Consider the following 22,386-nt stretch of genomic DNA (forward strand, 5'->3'; position numbering starts at 1 on the left):
TTGTCCTCTCTTCATCATGCCTCAAAATCTATAATCTTGACCAAGAGCTAAAAAATGTTAATGTCTGCCAGTTCTGATTTTCTTGCTTTGTGCCGAGAGCAAATAGCACTGCTGGCCCAAGGGCTGGGAGCAACTTTAAGTATTGTGTACCTAACACAAGAATTGGTAGAAACTCCCTCTGGTGAGGCAAAACTAATTCCTGTAATGATTTACCCGGAAACAGCATTATTACCGCAAGCACAAGAAACTGCCCAGACTACACTTCCTAAGAAGCTTAAAGTTGGAAATACATTAGTATTACCCCATCACCAAAGGTTACTGACAGCAGGATCAGAATCTTCAACCTCGTCACAGGAGTCTGGGATACCAGATGCGTCTCAACCTGATTTACAAGAGGAATATCTCCTAAGTGGTAACCAAATTGTTTTACCTCTAGTCTATGAGGGTGTGATGATGGGGTTATTAGTGACTGGTAGAGAAGACCGGGAATGGAACGAACACGAGCAAAGTCAGATTCAACACATAGCCCAAACACTGGCGATCGCTTGTATTTTAGATCAGCGACGTGCATGGTTACAGCAACAGTTGCACGAGCAACAAATTCTCCAAGAAAAACAGCAGGATTTGTTAGATAACCTGTTGCATCAGTTTCGTAACCCATTAACAGCGTTGCGGACTTTTGGTAAACTTTTATTAAAACGACTGCGACCGGCAGACACTAATCGGGATGTGGCAAATAGCATAGTCAGGGAAAGCGATCGCCTGCAAGAATTACTGCAACAATTTGAGCAAGTAATCGACTTGACAGAGGCAGATTTAGCACCATTACATCTGCCGGAAAATGAAGTATTTGTAGAAGCAACTGTCCAAAAAGATGCTGAACTGCCTTTATTATTGCCGGGTATCGGAGATAAAGTAGTTGAGTGTTCGCTGGCAGATATTTTAGAACCATCATTAATATCAGCCAGAGCAATAGCACAAGAGCGAAAGCTGAAATTAATAAGCGAAATTAAGCAAAAATTGCCCTTAGTACGTGCCAATATCAAAGCATTACGAGAAGTGTTAAATAACATTATCGATAATGCCTTGAAATACACTCCCGCTGGTGGTAAAATTTTAATCCGGGCTGGGCAACAAAAAGCTAATTTTCTAGGAATTGTTATTAGTGACAACGGTCCTGGCATTCCACCCGAAGATTTAAAGCATCTGGGAGAACGGCATTACCGGGGTGTGCAAGCACAAACCCAAATCCCCGGTACAGGTTTAGGCTTAGCGATAGCTAAACAGTTAATAGAACAAATGCAGGGTGAAATCGAAGTTTTCAGCCCTGCAATCGATTCTGACTTAACTTCACCTAATAGACCGGGAACTACGTTTATTATTTGGTTGCCGGAGGTTGAGAGTTAGTGATTTGTCAATTGTCATTTGTAAATACTAATGACCAATGACTATCTAAGTGAAACCAACAAGTTTTGATTGATTGTCATTTGTAAATCGGTATTTGGGTCAATTGCAATTAAATCAACACTCTTCTTACCAAAGAACAGACCAACTAATGCACCGATACCAGCACCACCCAAAACTTCTTCTGTGGCAATGGCGCGATCGCCAGTGACGCCAGATACCGCAGCTGCCGCTCCTGCACCCAATACAGTATCCTTGATAATTGCTCCAGTACTAATACCCTTTTTGATGGTTTGAGTTTTGGTAATCACTTCAGAACTAGCGTTAAGTTGATATTCTTGACCTGTGGCCAAAACTAATTTTTCAGCAATGAATTGAGAACCACCTGTAGCAGGTTTGAGTTCACCGATAACTTGACTACCAGCTGGAATTACTACAGATCCTTCTGGTGTAACAACATTTTGGGATACTGTCAGTGTCAAAGGTGCTGTTTCGTCCTTTGTCACCAGAATTTTTTCTGCCTTGTCATACTTTACGGGGATAGTAGTCCCTTGGGGAATTGTCACAGCTACAGGTGTTGGGGTAGTAGACCCAACAGCCACGATGTAGGGTGAGTTAATTGCTGAGGCTTGATTAGAACTAACCAAAGCTTGGTAAATAAAAGCTGCTACTTGGGCGCGAGTGGCGGTTGCAGTTGGATTCAGGAATTTCACATTTGGATAGTTCACCACGATTTGCTTCTCAGTTGCCGCTGCAATGGGGCTACGGGCATAGCTTGCAATATTAGAAGCATCGTTGAAGTATTGCAGAGTGCTTTCGGTATTAGCACTAGCAGTATAGTCCAGACCATTAGCGAGGGAAACTAAAACCTGTTGCCGAGGAATAGCTTGGTTAGGCTCAAAGCGATTACCGGGATATCCTGATAAGAAACCAATGGTATAAGCTTGCTCAATCGCGCTGTATGCCCAATAGTTGCTAGGCACATCAGCAAAATTGATTGGTGATCGCTGTTGTGATTTTTGGAAAGCTTTGTTGACCATAGCAGCAAATTGAGCGCGTGTTACTGCTTCTTCAGGACGAAAACTACCATCAGGAAATCCGGCAATCACACCTCGTTGTGATAATTGTTGAATAAAATCTGCTGCCCAATAATTAGATGAAACATCAGAAAAAGTACTTTGAGCAAAAGAAGGTGTAGCTATTATCAAGGGTGCTACAGTTCCGACCGTGACGCTTAAAGCCATGAATGCAGCTGTTCCAGATTGCCAACTTTTTAAAGTAAACATTAGTTTTTTACTCCATTTAAATTAATTATTTACTGTTAATTAATCAGACATAAATTCAAATTCCAGGTTCCCCAAAATTTATTTGTTTAAAAGAAGTATTACTTTAGTAATGAATAATTTTAAAATCCCTCTTAATAAACTTTAAAACAGGTAATACTCTAATCACCTAATATATTGATGTTAATAAGAATTTTAGATTTATTTCATCTAGTGAAACAAATAAAATATATTAAATAAGGTAAGTTTAGTTGCTCGACTAAGCTTATCTAATTTAATGTTTTTAGCGATTAAAACTATTAAATAAGTCTTTATACTAGCAATGCTTAATAAGACGATATAGAGATAGAATAGTTGCAATAAAATACAATTATCAGGTTAAAAATGAAGGTGATCGCCTTGGGAGCATCCCAAATGTGTAAAAATACATTTTGTCATTGTGAGCGTAATGAAATGGAGCGTACCACTTTATAGAAGCAAGCTACGCAGAGCGTATTGTAGAGAAGCAATCGCAAAGTCTAGATGTTGCGATTGCTTCAATCTGCTTCGCTTTATTGGCAAAGACAATCTATTATCAGGGAAAATCTGCAACAATAAGATGCTCCCCATCGCCTTTGGAGAATGATTAAAATTACAACTTGAATTAAATTAAATCTAATAACAAAATTGTATTAATAAATTCAAGTGAAAATTCAGTTTGCTCTTGAAATTCTATGCAAGTTTAAAGACGAAGATAAGTCATAATCAGAACTATTCAACCAGCCATGATTATCATACAGGTATTGGGCTAACAGACCTGACAACCATGATATAGAGCAACTTAATTGCTGAGGTTTGACACGACATAGGGCGAGTTAATTGGTGAGGCTTGATTAGAACTAACCAACGCCTGGTAAATAAAAGCTGCTACCTGAGCGCGAGTGGCGTTTGCTGTTGGATTCAACAACTTCACATTCGGATAATTCACCACAATTTGCTTGTTAGCTGCTGCGGCGATCGGGCTACGGGCATAGCTAGCGATGCTAGAAGCATCGTTGAAGTATTGTAGAGTGCTTTGGGTATTGCTGTTAGGAGTATATTTTAGACCGTTAGCTAGAGAAACTAAAACCTGCTGACGGGGAATAGCTTGGTTAGGTTGAAAGCGATTACCAGGATATCCTAATAAGAAACCAATGCTATAGGCTTGCTCAATCGCGCTATATGCCCAATAGTTACTAGGCACATCACTAAAATTGATTGCCGAACGTTGTTGTGCTTTTGGAAAAGCTTTATCGATCATAGCGGCAAATTGAGCGCGTGTTACCGGTTCTTCGGGGCGGAAGCTACCATCAGGAAATCCGGCAATTACACCTCGTTGAGATAATTGTTGAATAAATTGTGCTGCCCAATAGTTAGATGAAACATCAGTAAAATTAGCTTGAGCCAAAAGTACTGGAGAGCATCCCACTTTGATAGCTTTGCCTTCTAAAGGATAATTCACTGATTCACAGGCAAAATTTCCCGACTTAGACTCTACAAAAGTTTGTATTGAGCGATCTTGTCTATTTTGCTGTGATTGCCAATCATTAGCTATCTTTTCTATTGTCGGATGCTTACTTAAAAACTGTGAGTCTGCAACAATATCATGAGGTCCTTTAACATTTATCTTAGAAGCGTTAATGTATATATTGTCATCATAAACAACGTTGTCATTTTTGCCGTTATCATTAATCTGCTTACCAGGATAAGCATAAAGAATATTTCTTAAAATTTTGACATCAGACGAGCCATGAGCAAATATTTGTCCATTATCAATTTCTGGACTTTGATTATTTGAAATAGCTGTATTATTGACAATATCAACATGAGCGCTTAAAAATGCATGAATGCCTGAACCACCGTTATTATATGTCAGATTGTTTTGAACTAAAGTACGTCCTGTATATGCACTCAAATTTAAGTTACTTTGAGAATTTCTGGAACTATCGATAATAATTCCATTACCGTCTGTAATCTTTCCAACTTTAATCCAAGGGATATACATGCGATTGTTGTAGGTCTTATTGTTGGTAACATACATCTTGTATCCCTGGTTGCTGTCAGAATTCCAATTATTCAACATTGAAATACCACTGGAACCATAAACACCATACCAAGCATTATTAAAGACCACGTTATTATCTATTGTCACATAGTCGGATTGCATGGCTGAGATACCTGTTCCTCCACAGTCATGCACTTTGTTGTTCAAAATGCGAATGTGATGAACATGACCACTAGTTCGTCCATCAACGTTGATGCAGTTGCCATTCGTCAGTGGGTTTGATTTGTTACTCTTCTGACTCATGGCATAATCAAGGGTTATATTGGCATTGTTTCCTACAACTTCCAGCCCGTTGATCTCGATATATGAAGCTCCACTAGATATCAGGATACCGTTCCATGTATTATGCTGAATTTTAGGGAAATGTCCAGGATATGCTTTATATTTAATCCATGCATTTGCAGTTCCAGAACGTTTGATACTAACTACACTTTTATCTTTGGATGAATTTGTGTAGACTCCGTTCATAATCAATACTGTATCGCCAGGGTTGGTAAGGTCTGCTGCCTTTTGAATTGTCCTAAAGGCAGATGAAGCAGAAAGTCCGCTGTTATTGTCATTACCATTACCACTAACGTAGTATATTTTCGGTGTTGTATTGGCGCTGATTACTTCACGGCTGGATAAGCTCATTTCCTTATTAGTGGATATCTGAGAGACGTTTTTAACTGAAGATACTTTTATGCTTTCTCCGACAGCTAAAAGAATTAATACTACAGGAATTGCAAGAGATGCTTTTAGACCGAAATTTTTAATTCCCACAACAAAAGCCTCCTTTGATCGCCACTAATTAACAAAAATATGAAGATATTCTCTAATCTGGAATACTCTTTTGAATAAAGAATACAATAAAACGGACTTTTTTAGCTCCTTCAAGAGCGTAATTAAATTTTTAATCAATCTCGATACTGATTAAGACGAGACAGAGATAGAATAGTTGCTGTTAAGAATGGTTTGTGGTTAAAAATGAAGGCGATCGCCACTTTAACTATAGTGGGTGATCGCCTATAGGGGATGATTAAATTCACCACGTAAAGTTAAACCTATTAACGGGATAGGATCAAGTTAGAATTGAGTGTCAGCCTCAAATCTTGTGCGGGTCTGATAACGAAAGCATTCACTTGTTTTTTCCGCAACAGCACACTTGCTCCTGCACCTGCGGCTGCACCAATCACTGGTTTTAAATCATCGACTTTGTTGTTACCAGTAATTAGCGAACCCAAAAGACCTGCACCTGCACCAATACCTGCGTCAGTTAACACTTGACCTGTGTTAGGGCCTTGTGAAACCCTTTGAGTTGTGGTGTATGTGCGAGAAGTTGCATTAATCGACTGACGGCGACCATTAGAAAATTCTAATTCTTGAGCTACAAATCGCACGCCTTTTCCTTTGTTATCATCATTTCTGGAATAACCGTCTAGGTCAACAGGCTCTAACCGTCCAATCACTTTAGTACCTGCGGGAATCAAGACATTTCTATTTCTGTCGATAATGTCATTTGATATTCTCAAGGTTATAGATTTACTTTCCCCAGGAACGATGGAGATTGTTTCTTTTTCGTAGGTAACAGGCAAATTCACTCCAGTAGGAATGGTAACATTTCCATATTGCCCGGTATATTGTGCATTAGCAGGAGCGAAGGTAATCATGGGGGTAATGACACTAGTGGTAACAGCCATTGCCATAAGTGCAGCAGTTCCAGATTTCCATCGATGTATGCGAGTCATAGGTGAGTTGACCTTAATCTATGTGATATGTGTAATGACGCTGGCTTATTGAGTTTGTTTCTGACTATTGTTAAACGTGACTTTAGGCATATTACAAACCTAAAAGTACTTATTTGACGTGAAGTATATGTGTTGGCGTAGCCATTGGAGATATCGCTCGTCAAGGCTTTTAGTCTGTTGATCTGCCTTAATAAATCAAAGACAAGATACTCTTAATGACCCCAAATTAGTTTAGTTGTTTTCTAACTTTGTTTAATTGGTTACGTTCATATACTTACGCCATTGCCAACTATTACTTCCATTCTATAAAAGTCCTATTTAATTTTTTCTCTCGCTAGGTACAACTTGAAAAGTTTCTTCCCCCTTCCCTCACACGATTATCATTTTCATTTAGTACATTTGAGTATTTTAACTGATTAACAAAGGTGCTTCATTTTAAACTCTCACGGTTGCACTGAGACTAATTGTGCCAGTTGCGTAAGTCTTGCCGATTTCACCAACTTTGAACAAATCAATCTCAACCAAGCTTGGTCATTGTTTTTCACCGCAGGTCAAGACGACAAAGCACTGGGAAAAGAAATTGAATTACGCAAGTTTTTCACTAACCTTTTAATTGTTGTGGGAGTAACTGGAATCCTTTGGGGAACTTTCTTCAGTAATTTGGAATAAGCAATGTGTAAGCGCGTCAATCGAATAAATTCACTCTTCAGTCTTGGTTGTCATAACTAAGACTTCTTTAATGTCATGAAATCTTCAAAGAAAAGTGGCTGTTAATTAAAACTTTATCTTGTATTATTTTCACAATTATGCTATATAATGGGTCGATTAGTCGGTTCTAGTGGGGAACAGCCATTAGAGGAAACGGGGAAAGTCCGGTGTGAATCCGGCGCTGTCCCGCAGCTGTAATGAGATTGTGTTCAAACATCCTCTCAAAGTCAGAAGACCCACCGATGTTAATACACCTAAAAAATCTGCGAGGTACAGATGTTGCAAAATTTTCTCCACTCAGAGTTAAGACTAATATTATCCATAGTTTTTTGTATCTGCGCTAGTAAAAGTCCATAGGTAGTGGATTTTCTCAAACAACAACGATCACGATATCAAAAGCAAAAATGTACAGCTATTAACTATGCTTTATGAAAACTCAGCATGGCTAACATTTGGATGACATTTATTTAATTAAGTTAATTCAACTGTAATTAACTCAATTAAAGATTCGAGTGTTTCTGCTAGATTTTTTGGTTAATTGTACACCAGATGATCAGAATTTTTGTGTTTTTTTTGAGCGAACAAAATTAGATAGTGTGGGTAATATTTAAAGCAGTTTAATTGCTTTTAAATACTCAGATAAACGAACATTCAGCAGCAAAGTATTTGTGCTGGATTAGTACTGGTGTGAGTAGAAACAAATACAAATTGTTTTATGTTATAAAATCGAAACAGGAGAGTACTCTGTGAAAATACACTGGTTGCTACCCAGTACAATATTAAGTATTGCCATACTTACATCTCCCGCACTTGCTGCAAAACTAGAATCTTGGCGGTTTGATGGTGTCTCCAAGCAGCTGGAATTTACGACTGATGATACTGTACAACCCCAGGCACAGTTGATTTTTAACCCAACTCGTTTGGTAATTGATTTACCAGGAACTACTTTAGGAAAACCTGGTTTTACTCAATCTGTAGGTGGTGCAATTCGTGCTATCCGCTTCGGGCAATTTGACGAACAAAAAACTCGCATTGTTGTAGAACTGAATCCAGGTTACACTCTCGATCCGCAACTTGTAAAATTTACATCGAGAACTGGCAATCAATGGATAGTACAGTTACCATCGCCACAACAGGTAGAGACAACATCACCTGCAAGTGGAATTTACAGTGCGGTAACTGATGGAATTGCACAAACTACATCCGAGACAAATATTATTGAAAATTTACTAGTCACAGGAGATGGATTTTTTATCCGCACTCATGGCAGTAATCATTCACAAATTGAGGTAAATCGCAGCGACAATCGTAGCGTTATAGACATTAATATTAAAGGTGCAATCTTATCACCTAGTCTGCAACAACAGCAATCAATCAACCGATACGGTGTCAACAGTATCCAGTTTACTCAAATACAAAGTGTGATACCCACCGTCCGTATGACCTTACGCATAGATAAAAATAGTCCTGATTGGCGGGCAACAGTTAGTGGTAGCGACGGTATAGTAGTGTTACCTAACAATGGAGTAGTCAAGTCACAACAAAGCAATAATCAACCTGACTCAGTTACCCAATTGCCTACTTCCCCTTCCACAATTGAGTCTGTAGAACTAGCAAGCAATGGTACACAACTGCTAATTAGAAGCGATCGCAGTTTATCAAATGTCACGAGTAACTGGGATAGACAAACAGCCCTTTACCGAATCGCTATCCCGAATGCTAAACTTGCAAGCAATATTACCGGGCCGACTTTGAATGCAAATAGTCCCGTGTTGAGAGTACGCCTACAACAGCAAGAAAGAGAAACGGTAGTAATTTATATTCAACCTGCGTCTAGAGTACAAATTAAGCAACTTAACCAAATTAGCTCTCAAATATTAGCATTAGAATTTCAGCGCGATCGCTTAGTTTCACCACTCTCTACTTCTATAACAAAAATCCCAATTCCTATTCCTCCTTTACCTATAACATTTCCAGACCCCGACTCTCCACCAACGACTGCATCCGAAACATCACAACCGATACCTCATCCTCCCAAAGGACGAATAGTCATAATTATCGACCCCGGACATGGAGGAAAAGATACGGGTGCTATTGGTCTTCAGGGACTCAAAGAAAAGGATATCATCTTGAGAATCGGTAAAAAGGTAGCCTCACTTTTAGAGCAAAATGGTATTAAAGTCATTATGACAAGGGATGCTGACTATTTTGTAGACCTTGCTCCGAGAGTTGTCATGGCAGAACATGCTCATGCAGACTTATTTGTGAGCATTCATGCAAATTCAATTGATAACAACCCGAGTGCAAATGGTTTAGAAACTTATCATTATGACCGGGGTTATCGTTTAGCACAAGTGGTTCATAAAAGCATTCTTCAAGGCATTCCGACATTAAAAGACCGAGGAGTAAAACGAGCTAGATTTTATGTGTTGAGAAAAAATTCTATGCCCGCAATTTTAATCGAAACTGGTTTTGTAACAGGTTCTGAAGACAACCCCAGGCTGGCGAACCCAGACTATGATAATCGGATGGCTGAGGCGATCGTTCGCGGTATTCTCCAGTATTTACGGCGAAAGTAAGTAATTTTTTTATTGAATTAGGGTTTTATACCAATTACAAAATAAGTGATTGAATTTTGCATTAGACAGTAAACAATGATATAGTTTAAATTTACAAGTCGGTTCTAGTGGGGAACAGTCACTAGAGGAAACGGGGAAAGTCCGGTGTAAATCCGGCGCTGTCCCGCAACTGTAATCAAGGTTCGCCTTGTGAGTCAGAATGCCCGCCGAAATTAACACACAAACTCATACCCATCTGCGAGGTACAGGTGAATACTCCTATAAATATTTCAACGATACATCAGTTTCACGTTTTCATAATCCCAGAGATACGCCACAGACTACTCATGGCTGTGAAATCATAGGCGGTTTATTGATGATTGCAATTACGTGGTGTAACCGTCGTTTACACTGTGTTTCGCCTGGGTGAAAGCTTTTGCAAGATCATTTTTGCCAAATTTACAGTTATGTTGCAGTTGCACGACTGCAATAATTTGTCATATCTGCGATTCATAATTCTTTCTACAAACTTGAAAATTGATGCTCGACAAACAACATACTTTATTTGTTTGCACGACTTGCGCCAGCGTGTGGCAAAACGGCAAACGAGTTGGTGAAAGTAAAGGTGAACAACTACTACAGCAGCTTCAGCAACTTGCATTCAATTGGGAATTGCGAAATAAATTCTCTATTCAGGGAGTTGAATGTATGAGTGCTTGTAACCGTTCTTGTGTTATTGCCTTTACAGCAGAAGGAAAATCGACTTATCTCTTTGGCGATTTACCAGTTGACGGCTGTGCATCTGCTGTACTAAGATGTGCAACTCAATATTATACTAAGCCTGATGGTTTATTGCCTTGGTCAGAACGACCTGAACCTTTGAAAAAGGGGATTTTAGCAAAGATTCCACCACTAAATAAGTGGGCAAAATTAAATATCGGTTGTTGTTAATTGATGATTGGGTAAAATTTGTCAATTTTCAATCTCTAGCACCTAAATTATTAGTTTTCAAAGGAATAGAAAGTAATGCAGATTCAAACCGCAACATTAGGCTATCCTCGTATTGGTAAAAATCGGGAAGTTAAAAAAGCATTAGAAGCATTTTGGAGTGGCAAGTTAGAAGCAGAATCATTACTGCAAACTGTGCGACAAGTTGAAGAATCTAACTGGAAAACCCAACTGGAAGCAGGAATTGACCGTATTGGTATTGGAGACACAACTCTCTACGACCATGTGCTTGATTGGATATTTCGTTTTGGGCTAATTCCTCAAAGATTTCAGCAATTTAGTGGGTTAGAACGCTACTTTGCGATGGCGCGGGGTCAAGAAGGAATTCCAGCCTTGGAAATGACTAAGTGGTTCGATACTAACTACCACTATCTTGTCCCGGAAATTGCAACAGATATATTATCAGCCGATTTCAGTGATTTTATAGAAACTGTATCTCGCGCTCAAAATATATTGGGTAAAAAAGCAGTTCCTATAATATTGGGGCCATGCACTCTACTACGTTTGAGCCGACTAGAACTAAATATAGACGAGGCAGTATCAAAGCTATTGCCGCTCTATGTTAATCTGCTTACAGAACTGAAGAATCTGGGAATAGCAGAAGTACAAATACATGAGCCAGCACTTGTTTTAGGTGATGCTAATTCTTGGAAAGAACATTTTCAAACTGTCTATAATTCACTCGATGCAGTAGGAATATCTTTGCATTTAGTTACTTATTTTGATGACTTAGGTGAAACTTACCCCTGGGTAATAGATTTACCAGTTGCTGCTATTAGCTTAGACTTGACACGCGGACGCAACTCAGAGTTAATCAAAACTCACGGTTTCCCACAAAATAAGCGACTAGGAGTAGGGATTATAGATGCAAGAAATATTTGGCAAGTTCGTCCAGAGAAAGTTATTCCCATATTACAAGAGATTGTACAGACATTACATGGAACATCTCTAGATATTCAACCATCCGCTTCCTTACAGTTCGTTCCCTACGATGCCAAACGAGAAAAACGATTACCATCACAGCTACGCAATGTCTTGAGTTTTGCCGAACAGAAACTTCAAGAAGTGGTTTTCTTGGCTCGAACAATAAAAAGTGACGACACTAAAACAGAGCAAGAATTTATTGAGTCAACCTGGAGTACATTCGAGGAGTTTAGTCCAGCCAATCAGTCAGTTCAAGAAAGACTAAAAACTCTGAAGATTGATGATTTTCAGCGTTCATTATCCTACGGATTGCGGCTGGATTCTCAAATTTATCTGCCTCTGTTTCCAACAACCACAATTGGTTCCTTCCCCCAAACTTCTGAAGTTCGCCAACTCCGAGTCCGTTATAAACGAGGTGAATTGAATCAGTCAGAATATGAAGCTGCTATTGATGCTCAAATTGCCGAAAGCATTAAACTACAAGAGGAATTAGGGTTAGATGTTTTAGTACACGGTGAATTTGAACGCACCGATATGGTGGAATTTTTTGGACAGCAGTTGTCAGGTTTTGCTTTTACTGAAAATGGCTGGGTACAAAGCTACGGTAGCCGTTATGTCCGTCCACCAATTATTTACGGCGATGTGGTTCGCACTGCACCAATGACGGTACGTGAGTTTAAAGTGGCTCAATTGTTGACGGAAAAACCTGTAAAAGGGATGTTGACGGCTCCTGTAACTATCTTAAATTGGTCTTACCCTCGGATAGATGTTTCCAGGTCAGAACAAGCTTTCCAAATTGCTTTAGCACTGCGGGATGAAGTAGCGGATTTGGAAGCTGCTGGTGCAAAGGTAATTCAAGTAGATGAACCAGCGCTACGTGAGGGTTTACCTCTAAAGCCTCAACGGTGGAGTGAATATCTTTCTTGGGCTGTAGATGCATTTCGGTTGGCGACAGCAGTAGCCCAACCCCAAACCCAAATTCACACTCACATGTGCTACTGCGAATTTGGTGACATTATCAAGGATATCGAACGGTTGGATGCTGATGTGATTTCGATTGAAAATAGTCGCAGCAATAATCAAACTTTGCGAGAAATAACATCAGGTGGCTACTCACATCAGGTTGGTAATGGAGTTTATGACATTCATAGTCCTGTTGTGCCGACAACTGAACAGATTTTACAGCAATTGCGGACTGGAGTTGCTAATTTACCAGTGAAACAAATTTGGGTAAACCCAGATTGCGGTTTGAAAACTCGTCGTTGGTCAGAGGTGATTCCAGCTTTAAAGAACATGGTGGAAGCGACGAAAGTATTGCGAGAGGAAGCAAACGCAACTATGAAATCTTAGTAAAAGTATGCCCAGAAGTTAGTTTGAGAGTTTTGCTCTCTTGCTTATTGTTGAACTCAACGGTAACGCCCAATTATCTACACTATTCATTTGTGCGTTCACCTACCCCTACAAGAAGCAACCTACGTCTACGGTCTTTGATAGGAGTAAATTTGAAGCTTAGGCTTCTGTTTATGTATGGAGCAGTACTTTTTGTTTTGGAGTTGAAAAATGATATCGACAATAGAAACGATCGCAGCAATTGACTACAAGCTATCCAAGCGATTTTTAGAACTCGATCCGGCGGGTTACTTTATCATCTACTTAGATCGGGAAGCAAGCTTGATCTGCGCGAAACATTTTACCAATGAAGTTAATGAGCAAGGATTAGCTGTCGACCCAGAAACCGGAAAGCCTATTCCTGCAACCATCAAAGTGGAGCGACAACCAACTGCCACCTTTACAGGAAGAACTGCTAAAGAAATTTGCATTCAACTGTTTGAGTCAATAAAACCTTCTCCAGTCAGCCGATTGGATCATGCGGCTTATTTGGGGCGTGAGTTGATGCGAGCAGAACTGGCATTGGTGACAGGACAAGACTACGTACAGGATTAAATAGGCTTGTGATGATTTAACGGTTGCGCTCACTGGACGTAGATAGCTATTGCAACTCAATCGAAAAACTTTGTACGTTCCGGTGCAGCCCGGTTGTTAGGTTGCTACGCCCAGCTGCTTAAAGTGAGAGGCCGAGTCTCTTACTCCCCATCTGCGCTTAATCAAACCGTCTTCCATGTGAAACCATTCTATAGCTATGACTTCAGATGTTCGATTTGTAGGTCGCTGACCACGAAAATCATTCACAAAGTGTCCGCGCTCCGTAAACCTAACAATAATGTCTTGCCCACTTTCAACAGTCTGTTCTACTTCTAACTTCATGTTGAATGAGCTGTGAAGCTGAGTCCAGATCGGAGCAATCTGATCAAACTGGCCCCAACCTAGAGCTCCATGTATGAGTGCGTCTGGAGTAAATACTTTCCGGAGAGCTTCGATATCCCCTGCATTAAATGCGCGTATATATTCTTTCACTGTTTCTTGGTTAGTCACAATATTGTCTCCATGCAACCTAGCTATTTATTATACGTAAACTTTCCGTATAATCTTTTAATAGCCAACTAGCAAAGTCGGCTGAAAAGTGTTCGGCAAGGAATCGGCAAATATCATCGTTATAGATAGGAGAGATTGTACAACTGATTATACCGATTTAATTTTGAGCAAATTTAACATTTGATGAACAGTTGTGGCGGGGCGATCGCTCCGCCAAAAATCATAAACTTGTGTGCGGCGATCGCTCGGAATCACCGTCTCAATGATGTGTTGATCAGATTGATTTTGAGATTTTCCTTAAAGAAAGGAGCTAACACTGAAACCGCTTTAGATTTTAGCTTTCTTGCGAAGAATTAAGCTTATTTCTTCTACAGTTGTGAAGAAKGCGTCTCCCATAAACTTAAGGCTAGCAACGGCTCGCTGACCAGCTTCTTCATTACCCGCTCCACAAGCATCAGTCACCATGACTGGAATATAGCCAAGATCGGCAGCATGGCGAATTGTCGGCTCAATCCCGATTTCAGTTGCTACACCTACTATAATTACAGTGTGAATGCCACAGTCACGTAAGGCAATGTCAAGAGGCGTTCCCTCAAATGCAGACATCGTGATTTTATTAAAAATTCCTTCGGAAGGAAGTGGAGTTATTTCAGGAATTAATTGAAATCCGGGCGAGTCAGGAAGAAACCAAGGTTTTACATCATCAACTGAGGTTACTCTTTGCCATGCCTTAGCTGTCTTCAGTTGAAAGACACCCGACAATTCTTTGGGTAATGACATATGACGCATAAAGAATACGCGCAAACCAACTTCTCGCGCTGCTTGAAGAACTTTTATGACTTGGGTTTTTATGTTAGAGCCGTCATTTAACTGGCTAAAAATGCCTATCTGCATATCATAAACGATCAAAGCTGTTCGATTAAGTTCGCAGGCATCCTCCAAATTTTCAGGAACTTCTAGCCCAAATGCCTTTTCCATTTTTCTTAACTCCTGAACCTTACATATAGAGGGTAGCAGGTTAGTCATAGACAGGTTCAAGTTAGGCTAACTATTTATTATAGAGAAACTGCCCGTATAATCTTTTTCTCAATACACAATATATCAAGCATTACGACGAACTTCTATCTTAATATACGGAAAACTTCTTTTTTACACCATTATTTGAGTATAATACCGAATTTTTCTGTATAACTACCTTTTACGGGAGGATTATACAGAATTTTTCCGTATGTCCTTGGTGTTGGTGTTGTACAGAATTTATTGTCATAACATCCTTAATTGAGTTTTGTATTTAACCGGATTTACGAGCGAGCACAGCAGGAATGCATTTTTAAAGACGCGATATATCGCGTCTCTACATCTAAACTAATAAGCCCCTCTTAGAAATCATCCCAACCTTCAATGCTAGAGGACATGACATAACTAGTTACACTCGCCTCAAAGAAGTTTGCTTTTGTATTCGCTTCTTTCTTAGTATCTGAAAAACGCTCCAAGTGAGTATAGGGGCTTTTCTTATAGATAGCTTCTGGAAATAATGACTCTAAACCGATAGCCTTTAAGCGAGCATTTGCCAGATATTTTGTGTAGTGTTGTGTACTATCAGCTGTAATGCCGAGAATATCATCTCCAACAATATGTGCTGTCCACTTGTATTCATGCTCAACAGCAAGAGCAAACATTTCATAAATTTGTTCGCGGCTGTGGGGGAAAACTTGCATCGCTTCTGGAATCAATTTTTGATATAGCCGCACATGAGAAAGTTCATCTCGGTTAATCATTCTAAAGATATCGGCACTCCCAGACATGAGCATCCGTGATGACAGATTGTAGAAAAATATAAACCCATTGTAGAAATACAACCCTTCCAACAAATAATCTGCCAACAGCGATATGAAATAATTCTCTGGTGTGGGGTTATCGACATACTTTTGGTATAGTCCAGCAATGAATTCGCATCGTTGTTTGAGAATGCGATCGCTCCGCCAAAAATCATAAACTTGTGTGCGGCGATCGCTCGGAATCACCGTTTCGATAATATATTGATAAGACTGATTGTGCATTGCTTCTTGGGAAATTTGTTCCGCCATACATAATGCAATTTCTGGTGCAGTGACGCTGTTTTTGATATGAGGCACATTACAGGTTTGCACTGAATCGAGAAAAGTCAGGTAACTGAGGATACCATCAAATGCACGTCGTTCTCCAGGCGTGAGATTGATGTAATCTGTTACATCCTGAGTAATATCAATCTTTTCGGGAACCCAAAAGTTCTCTCGCATTTGACGGTAGAGAGACACAGCCCACGAGTAGCGAACATCATTTAATTGCATTAAGTTTGTAGTCTCTCCGAACCAGATCAAACGGTTTCGTGTATCATCATTTCCATTTGGATTGAAAACGGGATTAATCGGCATTAATGATTGTCTTGGTTGGTACATTTCAATTCTGTTTTGATTAGTTTTCACTTCTTTATTGGGCAATAGGCAATGCCTATCGCCTATGCTTAATAACTGATATTTCGACTTCGCTCAGTACAAGTAACTGTTTACCGGAGGCGGAGCATCTCCGGCTCCGCTGTTGACTGGTATTCAGTTTGCACAAGCAACACATTGCTCGTTCGATTCTTTGAAACTGTCTTTTTGGACAGTGCGAATGTAATAGATTGCTTTACAACCCAATTCCCAAGCCAGCATTAGGGTTTCAAAAATATCGATAGCAGTAAGACATCGCTCAGGTTCATCGGGTAAATAGACTCCAGCGTTCAAATTAAAGAGCAATTCCATTGAAATTCCTGTATCAATCCATTGTTGGATTGTAGCGATCGCTTTGACGACTTTTTTCTGATCCAGTGTCTTATTTTCGACATAAAACCATAGATTATCCCGAATGTAAGGCGGTGCGATGGGTACTGAACCCTTTGCCCACTTTTCATAGAAGAATTTGCTGTAAACGGGCAAAACACTAGCTGTACAACCTTGAACTAAAGATGAAGAAGTATTAGGTGCGATCGCAGTAATATGTGAATTGCGAATACCATGTCGTTTGATATCTTGACTCAATTTTGCGAAGCGTTCTGGAAGATGAGCGTGTTGCAAAAACCATTCCACAGGTTTTGCTCCGATTAAATGTCCTTTGCTCCATTCACTACCCCCAAAAGCAGGATACGGACCCCGTTCCTTCGCCAATTCCATTGATACTGCGGTGCAATAGTAACCGATGTCTTCAAATAAATCGCTAATTTCTTGAAGATGGGTGTAAGTGAGATGACGTTTTGCTAACCAGTCGGCTAATCCCATACAGCCCACTCCAATTGTGCGATATTTGGCGTTGTGGGTGGCACTCGCAGCAAACGGCGGTGACGTAAGTTCAATGGTGTTATCTAATATACGTACTGCAATTTGACAAATCTCTTCTCGCTGTTTGTCTTCTAAATTGGCTAAATTGATACTTACGAGATTGCACGTATGTGCTTCTTCACCAGGTTTCACGTTTGACCAACTCTCCTGGCACAGATTTCCTCCAGGAATATATCCCTCATGCTGATTGGGGTTAGCTCGGTTGACGGTATCTTTGAACCATAGATAAGGCATTCCGGTTTCTAATTGGGTTCGCATCACCTGTTTGAATAAAAGACGCGCATTTACCCGTTTGTAGAGCGTAATTGATTTATCTAAACTGGCTTCGATTTGAAGATAGGCATGTTCAAATTCTTCACCCCAAGTTGAAGCTAGTTCAATCCCTAAACGAGTTCGCACCTCATAAGGATCTACTAACGTCCATTCTGTATCTGCTGCTACCCGGCGCATAAATTCGTCACTGACAACCAATTGTGGGAACACGTCATACGCTTTGCGTCTCCCGTCTCCATTCTCGGTTTGCATTTCCAAAAATTCAGGTAAGTCTAAATGCCAAATATCCAGACTCACAGTAACAGCACCTGCTCTGCGTCCACCTTGATTAACTGCGATCGCTGTATCATTCAATAACTTAATCCAAGGAACGACACCACCAGAGGCGTTCTTCTTCCCCATCACCCAACTACCAGTAGCCCGAATCCGAGACAGATTCACGCCCACACCGCCGCCATTTTTAGAAATCCGCGCTGCATCGTGAATACTGCCAAAAATGCTTTCTAAATTGTCGTCCATTGCCGTAATGAAACAACTGGCTAGCGAACCATTGGGAATCCGTAAGTTTGCTAAAATCGGCGTTGCTAAAGATATTTGACGACGAGCGATCGCTTCATAAAATCTCCGTGCCCAAGTTAAGCGATTTTCTGGTGTTTCTACGGAAGCAATCAACAATGCACAACTTAAAAATGCTTCTTGGGGTAACTCGTTTGCCAACAGATATCGCTTTGTCAGTAATACTGCTCCTGCATAATCATAGTCAGCATCCCAATCGGGATCGATCCAGGTGTTGGCAATTTCTAACTCTTGTTGAGTGTAGATTAAGATGCGGCGATCATATTCTCCCAAGAGAACTTTTGCTTTTACAGTCTGAGGATAGTAACTGTACCGATAGCCACGACTAACTTGAGTATCTTTCCACAAACTCCAAATGTGTAATCGCCCTGCGACATACCGCCAATCAGGTTCTTCAGGACTACACAAATCCAAGGCACAGCGAATTAAATTATCTTGAATTTCTCGCGTGGTAATACCGGGGCGCAATCGAGTTGTTAAATGTGCTTCTAGAGCAATAGAATTTGTTGAAAGTCCGCAACAAGCCCAATTAACTACTGTGCGAATTTTATTAATTTCTAACGGTGTCGTCGAACCATCACGACGAACAACATAGATATCCGTTGTAGAATTTTCAAATAGTTTGGATGGAGCTTGCATACTGGATAAGTTAATAAATTGGAGAAAAATAATTGCCATAATGGAAAACAATTGTTAACCAGATTTGGCAATGCAAAAAAATGTCAATTTATGTCACAAAACGCTGGCAATCCTAATAAGTTATAGGGTTGAAAAATTGTTATAAGAATTGTCCAATAAAAATCCAGAGCAAGTTTTGGTAAAGAATTGAACTTGCCCCGATTGATGACGAATGCCAGTATAGATCGACCATTGATTTTTACGCAAGCAAATCACAGTTGTGTTAATATGCAAAGGAATCTCGGTTCTGGTGGGGGTCAGCCATCAGAGGAAACGGGGAAAGTCCGGTGTAAATCCGGCGCTGTCCCGCAACTGTAATCAAGGTTTACCTTGTGAGTCAGAATGCCCGCCGAAGTTGACTTGTAAATTTTTTACATCTGCGAGGTACGGATGGTTTATTACATAATGCTCGTCAGGTCTGAGATTTTGAAAGCACCGCATATTAAAACGCTACAAATTGCTGCTTTCCATGAAATAGATAATTAATATGAAATTTTGATTAGCAATTACTTTGTCAAGAGTCAGGTCATTATTTGAACTTGGAAATCTAAGCAATTTTCGACAAGATATTGCACTAACTTTTGATGGCTACATCTAGCGCGCATATACTCAGCGTATTTTCGTTAAATTCTGACTCGGTTAATCATCATGCCGAAATTTTATCTTCACCGAACTGGGAAGATTCCTACTGCTGTTCATCCTTTTGTCAAACAAATGGGTTTTAGAGAAGATAAGCAAAAACCCTTTCTAAATCCCAGGGAAATAATTCGAGGTTGGCAAAATATCGCAAGTTCAACGTATAGGAAGATTAACATTGCCATCGCTCGTCTAATTCGTGATGAACCTTGAATCAATTCAAAATTCAAAATTCAAAATTAAATACAGCCACTTACAAGGGGGAGCCAGTCTCGTGGGCGGGTTTCCCGACTTGAGAGAACTGGCGTTGGGGTTTACACCTGCTTTGTGAGACAAGGATTTTTTTGCCCATAAGGGGGGAGGTTTTGAATCTAGGTTTTTTTATAAACAAATCAAAGTCTATCAACTGTTAGCTACATAGAAAGATTTCACAACAATGTCAACTCTATTGCTTTATTTTGTAATTGGTTTTGTTCTAGTTTTACTAATTGGAATTGCGGTTTATTTCCTAACTGCTCGTAAGTACCAATCCTCAGGCACAGTCGCCAATTCCTACGACCAATGGACGCTTGACGGCATCTTAGAGTTTTACTGGGGGGAACACATTCACCTCGGTCATTACGGTTCGCCGCCACGACGTAAAGATTTTTTGGCTGCTAAATCTGACTTCGTGCATGAAATGGTCAAATGGGGTGGTTTAGATAAATTACCGAATGATACTACCGTTTTAGATGTTGGCTGTGGGATTGGCGGCAGCAGTCGCATTTTAGCGCGAGATTATGGGTTTGCTGTCACAGGAATTACCATCAGCCCACAACAAGTAAAACGCGCCCAAGAGTTAACACCCCAAGAACTAAACGCCCACTTTGCAGTCGATGATGCAATGGCATTGTCGTTTCCAGATGCCAGTTTTGATGTGGTTTGGTCAATTGAAGCAGGCCCCCATATGCCTGATAAAGCTGTTTTTGCCAGAGAATTAATAAGGGTGCTAAAACCTGGTGGAGTATTGGTTGTCGCTGACTGGAATCAAAGAGATGACCGCCAAAAACCGCTAAATTTTTGGGAAAAACCAGTAATGCGGCAACTCCTAGATCAGTGGTCTCATCCAGCTTTCTCTAGCATTGAGGGATTTTCTGAGCTTTTGGTAGCAACAGGATTAGTGGAAGGGGAGGTAATTACGGCAGACTGGACGCAAGAAACTCTACCTTCTTGGTTAGATTCGATTTGGCAAGGGGTGGTTCGACCAAGCGGATTTCTACGTTTTGGACTGTCTGGTTTCATCAAGTCTGTACGCGAAGTACCGACTTTATTGCTGATGCGTCTAGCATTTGGGGCAGGACTGTGCCGATTTGGCATGTTCCGCGCTGTGCGGGCGAATTCACGTACAGAATTGATGAATAGAAACCTTGCTAAGGGAACTCCCTCAAGCTTGGTTAGGTAGGGGTTGCATGACGATTAATTTTGAGTTCCCGGTAATCACCCCATCGCCAAATCCATCTTTGGCGAACTGCGATGTAGTTATTGTCGGCGGAGGTATTTCGGGTTTGACGCTAGCCTGTGGACTGCAATCGTCAGGTTTGCGAATTTTAGTAGTGGAAGCACAACAACAGCACCAAGCAACAGAGCGATCAAGAGCTTATGCCCTGTCGCCGATGACCAGCAAAATTTTTCGTTATTTAGGGCTGTGGTCGCAAATTGCGCCAAAAATTAGCCATTTTTCACGAGTGTTACTGTCAGACGCAGACTATCCTCACCGAGTCGAATTTTGCCCAAAGGATTTGGGAGAAGCAGCAGTTTACTACTGTGGTGAACATGGGGTGCTGATAGCGGCACTCCAGCAACGAGTAGCAACAGCAGCCAACATCAGCTGTTGGTATGAGACTCAAGTGGTTGAGGTGCGCTATGGAGCCGAAACCGCAGAGGTGGTGCTAAAGAATTCCCAGGGTCAACAACGGTTGCAATCGAAGTTGGTGGTGGCTGCTGATGGCATCAACTCGCAAATTCGCCTACAGGCTGGCATCGAAACTAACGGCTGGGCTTACTGGCAATCCTGCATCACAGCTTTTGTTGCTCCAGAGCGATCGCATCAAAACATCGGCTACGAGCGTTTTTGGTCTAGCGGCCCTTTTGCAATTTTGCCCTTGCCTGATAATCGCTGCCAAATCGTCTGGATTGCCCCCCATGCAGAGGCTCAAGCAATAGTTGCTCTGCCAAGCGACCAGTTTATGACCGAACTGCAACGACGCTACGGCGACCAAATGGGGAAACTAACCTTGTTGAGCCAACCCTTAGTGTTTCCGGCACGATTGATGCAGAGCTGCCGCTATTGCCAACCACGTTTAGTGTTGCTGGGGGATGCTGCCCACTGCTGTCATCCGGTGGGCGGTCAGGGGCTAAACATGGGTATTCGTGATGCGGCTGCCCTAGCCCAAGTGCTGCAAACTGCACAACAACACAAACAAGACCCAGGTTCTCTAGCAGTGCTAAAACGCTACGATCGCTGGCGACGCTATGAAAACTGGGTGGTGCTAGCCTTTACTGATCTTCTCAACCGCAGCTTTTCTAATCAATGGCTACCAATGGTTAAACTACGGCGGCTAGTACTGCGGCTGATAATTTACTGGTCTTTCCCACGAAGGCTACTGCTGCGACTGATAACCGGGCTGTGGGGTCGCCGTATTGATTGGACGAGAGTTGGAGCAGGTTCGCATTGAGTCAATTGTATTGGGAGAGGAAGTC

At 40.9% G+C, this 22,386-nt stretch carries 17 protein-coding genes, 1 pseudogene and 3 riboswitches; of the genes and pseudogenes, 10 read left to right on the plus strand and 8 right to left on the minus strand.

Annotation, left to right across the window (positions count from 1 at the left end; all coding sequences use genetic code 11):
- Nucleotides 1-54: 54 nt before the first annotated feature.
- Nucleotides 55-1,407 (plus strand): ATP-binding protein, encoded by a 1,353-nt coding sequence (locus tag FCR06_RS11985; RefSeq protein WP_138499875.1) that lies wholly within the window; start codon nt 55-57, stop codon nt 1,405-1,407.
- 41 nt (nt 1,408-1,448) lie between these two features.
- Here FCR06_RS11985 and FCR06_RS11990 read toward each other — a convergent pair whose 3' ends face one another.
- The 4 genes and pseudogenes from FCR06_RS11990 to FCR06_RS12000 form a co-directional block, all read right to left on the minus strand.
- A complete protein-coding gene (locus FCR06_RS11990; protein ID WP_138499876.1) occupies nt 1,449-2,690 on the minus strand; it encodes an S-layer homology domain-containing protein in 1,242 nt (413 codons plus the stop codon).
- An 832-nt stretch (nt 2,691-3,522) separates the two neighbouring features.
- Nucleotides 3,523-4,167: pseudogene (locus FCR06_RS32555) on the minus strand (S-layer homology domain-containing protein); the annotation flags it as partial.
- A gap of 1,499 nt (nt 4,168-5,666) precedes the next feature.
- A complete protein-coding gene (locus tag FCR06_RS34235; protein ID WP_262984663.1) occupies nt 5,667-5,798 on the minus strand; it encodes a hypothetical protein in 132 nt (43 codons plus the stop codon).
- Between the two features lie 18 nt (nt 5,799-5,816).
- Complete coding sequence (locus FCR06_RS12000) at nt 5,817-6,497, minus strand: conjugal transfer protein TrbI (protein ID WP_138499878.1); 681 nt, start codon at nt 6,495-6,497, stop codon at nt 5,817-5,819.
- Nucleotides 6,498-6,929: 432 nt separating this feature from the next.
- Here FCR06_RS12000 and FCR06_RS33515 point away from each other — a divergent pair, with 432 nt between their 5' ends.
- The 6 genes from FCR06_RS33515 (at nt 6,930) to FCR06_RS12025 (ending at nt 13,639) form a co-directional block, all read left to right on the plus strand.
- Entirely contained in the window at nt 6,930-7,166 is a 237-nt protein-coding gene (locus FCR06_RS33515; RefSeq protein WP_138500019.1) for a hypothetical protein, read from the plus strand.
- Between the two features lie 144 nt (nt 7,167-7,310).
- Nucleotides 7,311-7,464, plus strand: a riboswitch (cobalamin riboswitch).
- A 487-nt stretch (nt 7,465-7,951) separates the two neighbouring features.
- Nucleotides 7,952-9,784, plus strand: a complete 1,833-nt coding sequence (locus FCR06_RS12010; protein ID WP_138499880.1) for an N-acetylmuramoyl-L-alanine amidase — start codon at nt 7,952-7,954, stop codon at nt 9,782-9,784.
- 82 nt (nt 9,785-9,866) lie between these two features.
- A riboswitch (cobalamin riboswitch) is annotated at nt 9,867-10,010 on the plus strand.
- Entirely contained in the window at nt 9,984-10,193 is a 210-nt protein-coding gene (locus FCR06_RS32245) for a hypothetical protein (protein WP_148671501.1), read from the plus strand. Its footprint overlaps the riboswitch before it by 27 nt.
- Nucleotides 10,194-10,303: 110 nt before the next feature.
- The gene (locus tag FCR06_RS12015) at nt 10,304-10,714 is read left to right on the plus strand and encodes a DUF1636 domain-containing protein (RefSeq protein WP_138499882.1); all 411 of its coding nucleotides are present in this window, start codon (nt 10,304-10,306) and stop codon (nt 10,712-10,714) included.
- Between the two features lie 75 nt (nt 10,715-10,789).
- Complete coding sequence (metE, locus tag FCR06_RS12020) at nt 10,790-13,045, plus strand: 5-methyltetrahydropteroyltriglutamate--homocysteine S-methyltransferase (RefSeq protein ID WP_138499884.1); 2,256 nt, start codon at nt 10,790-10,792, stop codon at nt 13,043-13,045.
- Between the two features lie 210 nt (nt 13,046-13,255).
- Complete coding sequence (locus FCR06_RS12025; protein WP_138499886.1) at nt 13,256-13,639, plus strand: DUF4346 domain-containing protein; 384 nt, start codon at nt 13,256-13,258, stop codon at nt 13,637-13,639.
- Nucleotides 13,640-13,735: 96 nt separating this feature from the next.
- Here the strand turns inward: FCR06_RS12025 and FCR06_RS12030 are convergent, their stop codons facing one another.
- The 4 genes from FCR06_RS12030 to FCR06_RS12045 form a co-directional block, all read right to left on the minus strand.
- The gene (locus FCR06_RS12030) at nt 13,736-14,128 is read right to left on the minus strand and encodes an ester cyclase (RefSeq protein ID WP_189523393.1); all 393 of its coding nucleotides are present in this window, start codon (nt 14,126-14,128) and stop codon (nt 13,736-13,738) included.
- A 327-nt stretch (nt 14,129-14,455) separates the two neighbouring features.
- Complete coding sequence (locus tag FCR06_RS12035) at nt 14,456-15,106, minus strand: cysteine hydrolase family protein (RefSeq protein WP_138499890.1); 651 nt, start codon at nt 15,104-15,106, stop codon at nt 14,456-14,458.
- A 401-nt stretch (nt 15,107-15,507) separates the two neighbouring features.
- A complete protein-coding gene (locus tag FCR06_RS12040) occupies nt 15,508-16,566 on the minus strand; it encodes a ribonucleotide-diphosphate reductase subunit beta (protein ID WP_138500021.1) in 1,059 nt (352 codons plus the stop codon).
- A 150-nt stretch (nt 16,567-16,716) separates the two neighbouring features.
- The gene (locus FCR06_RS12045) at nt 16,717-19,011 is read right to left on the minus strand and encodes a ribonucleoside-diphosphate reductase subunit alpha (protein WP_223280111.1); all 2,295 of its coding nucleotides are present in this window, start codon (nt 19,009-19,011) and stop codon (nt 16,717-16,719) included.
- A 225-nt stretch (nt 19,012-19,236) separates the two neighbouring features.
- Nucleotides 19,237-19,380, plus strand: a riboswitch (cobalamin riboswitch).
- Between the two features lie 279 nt (nt 19,381-19,659).
- Here FCR06_RS12045 and FCR06_RS12050 point away from each other — a divergent pair.
- The 3 genes from FCR06_RS12050 to FCR06_RS12060 all read left to right on the plus strand — a co-directional run bounded on the left by FCR06_RS12050 (nt 19,660) and on the right by FCR06_RS12060 (nt 22,361).
- Nucleotides 19,660-19,860, plus strand: coding sequence for a hypothetical protein (locus FCR06_RS12050; RefSeq protein ID WP_138499892.1), 201 nt, complete (start codon nt 19,660-19,662; stop codon nt 19,858-19,860).
- Nucleotides 19,861-20,083: 223 nt separating this feature from the next.
- The gene (locus FCR06_RS12055; protein ID WP_138499894.1) at nt 20,084-21,088 is read left to right on the plus strand and encodes a methyltransferase domain-containing protein; all 1,005 of its coding nucleotides are present in this window, start codon (nt 20,084-20,086) and stop codon (nt 21,086-21,088) included.
- A 7-nt stretch (nt 21,089-21,095) separates the two neighbouring features.
- Nucleotides 21,096-22,361, plus strand: coding sequence for an FAD-dependent hydroxylase (locus FCR06_RS12060; RefSeq protein WP_138499896.1), 1,266 nt, complete (start codon nt 21,096-21,098; stop codon nt 22,359-22,361).
- Nucleotides 22,362-22,386: the final 25 nt, after the last annotated feature.

The sequence above is a fragment of the Nostoc sp. PA-18-2419 genome (genome assembly GCF_005869855.1).
GTDB lineage: Bacteria > Cyanobacteriota > Cyanobacteriia > Cyanobacteriales > Nostocaceae > Nostoc.

What these genes read in the sequence shown, in the direction of transcription:
- FCR06_RS11985 (WP_138499875.1), top strand. Translation starts at nt 55, where the DNA reads ATGTTAATGTCTGCCAGTTCTGATTTTCTTGCTTTGTGCCGAGAGCAA.
- FCR06_RS11990 (WP_138499876.1), bottom strand. Translation starts at nt 2,690, where the DNA reads ATGTTTACTTTAAAAAGTTGGCAATCTGGAACAGCTGCATTCATGGCT.
- FCR06_RS32245 (WP_148671501.1), top strand. Translation starts at nt 9,984, where the DNA reads ATGCCCGCCGAAATTAACACACAAACTCATACCCATCTGCGAGGTACA.
- FCR06_RS12060 (WP_138499896.1), top strand. Translation starts at nt 21,096, where the DNA reads ATGACGATTAATTTTGAGTTCCCGGTAATCACCCCATCGCCAAATCCA.
- FCR06_RS12050 (WP_138499892.1), top strand. Translation starts at nt 19,660, where the DNA reads ATGCCGAAATTTTATCTTCACCGAACTGGGAAGATTCCTACTGCTGTT.
- FCR06_RS12045 (WP_223280111.1), bottom strand. Translation starts at nt 19,011, where the DNA reads ATGGCAATTATTTTTCTCCAATTTATTAACTTATCCAGTATGCAAGCT.
- FCR06_RS12040 (WP_138500021.1), bottom strand. Translation starts at nt 16,566, where the DNA reads ATGTACCAACCAAGACAATCATTAATGCCGATTAATCCCGTTTTCAAT.
- FCR06_RS12015 (WP_138499882.1), top strand. Translation starts at nt 10,304, where the DNA reads ATGCTCGACAAACAACATACTTTATTTGTTTGCACGACTTGCGCCAGC.
- FCR06_RS12000 (WP_138499878.1), bottom strand. Translation starts at nt 6,497, where the DNA reads ATGACTCGCATACATCGATGGAAATCTGGAACTGCTGCACTTATGGCA.
- FCR06_RS12055 (WP_138499894.1), top strand. Translation starts at nt 20,084, where the DNA reads ATGTCAACTCTATTGCTTTATTTTGTAATTGGTTTTGTTCTAGTTTTA.
- FCR06_RS12025 (WP_138499886.1), top strand. Translation starts at nt 13,256, where the DNA reads ATGATATCGACAATAGAAACGATCGCAGCAATTGACTACAAGCTATCC.
- metE (WP_138499884.1), top strand. Translation starts at nt 10,790, where the DNA reads ATGCAGATTCAAACCGCAACATTAGGCTATCCTCGTATTGGTAAAAAT.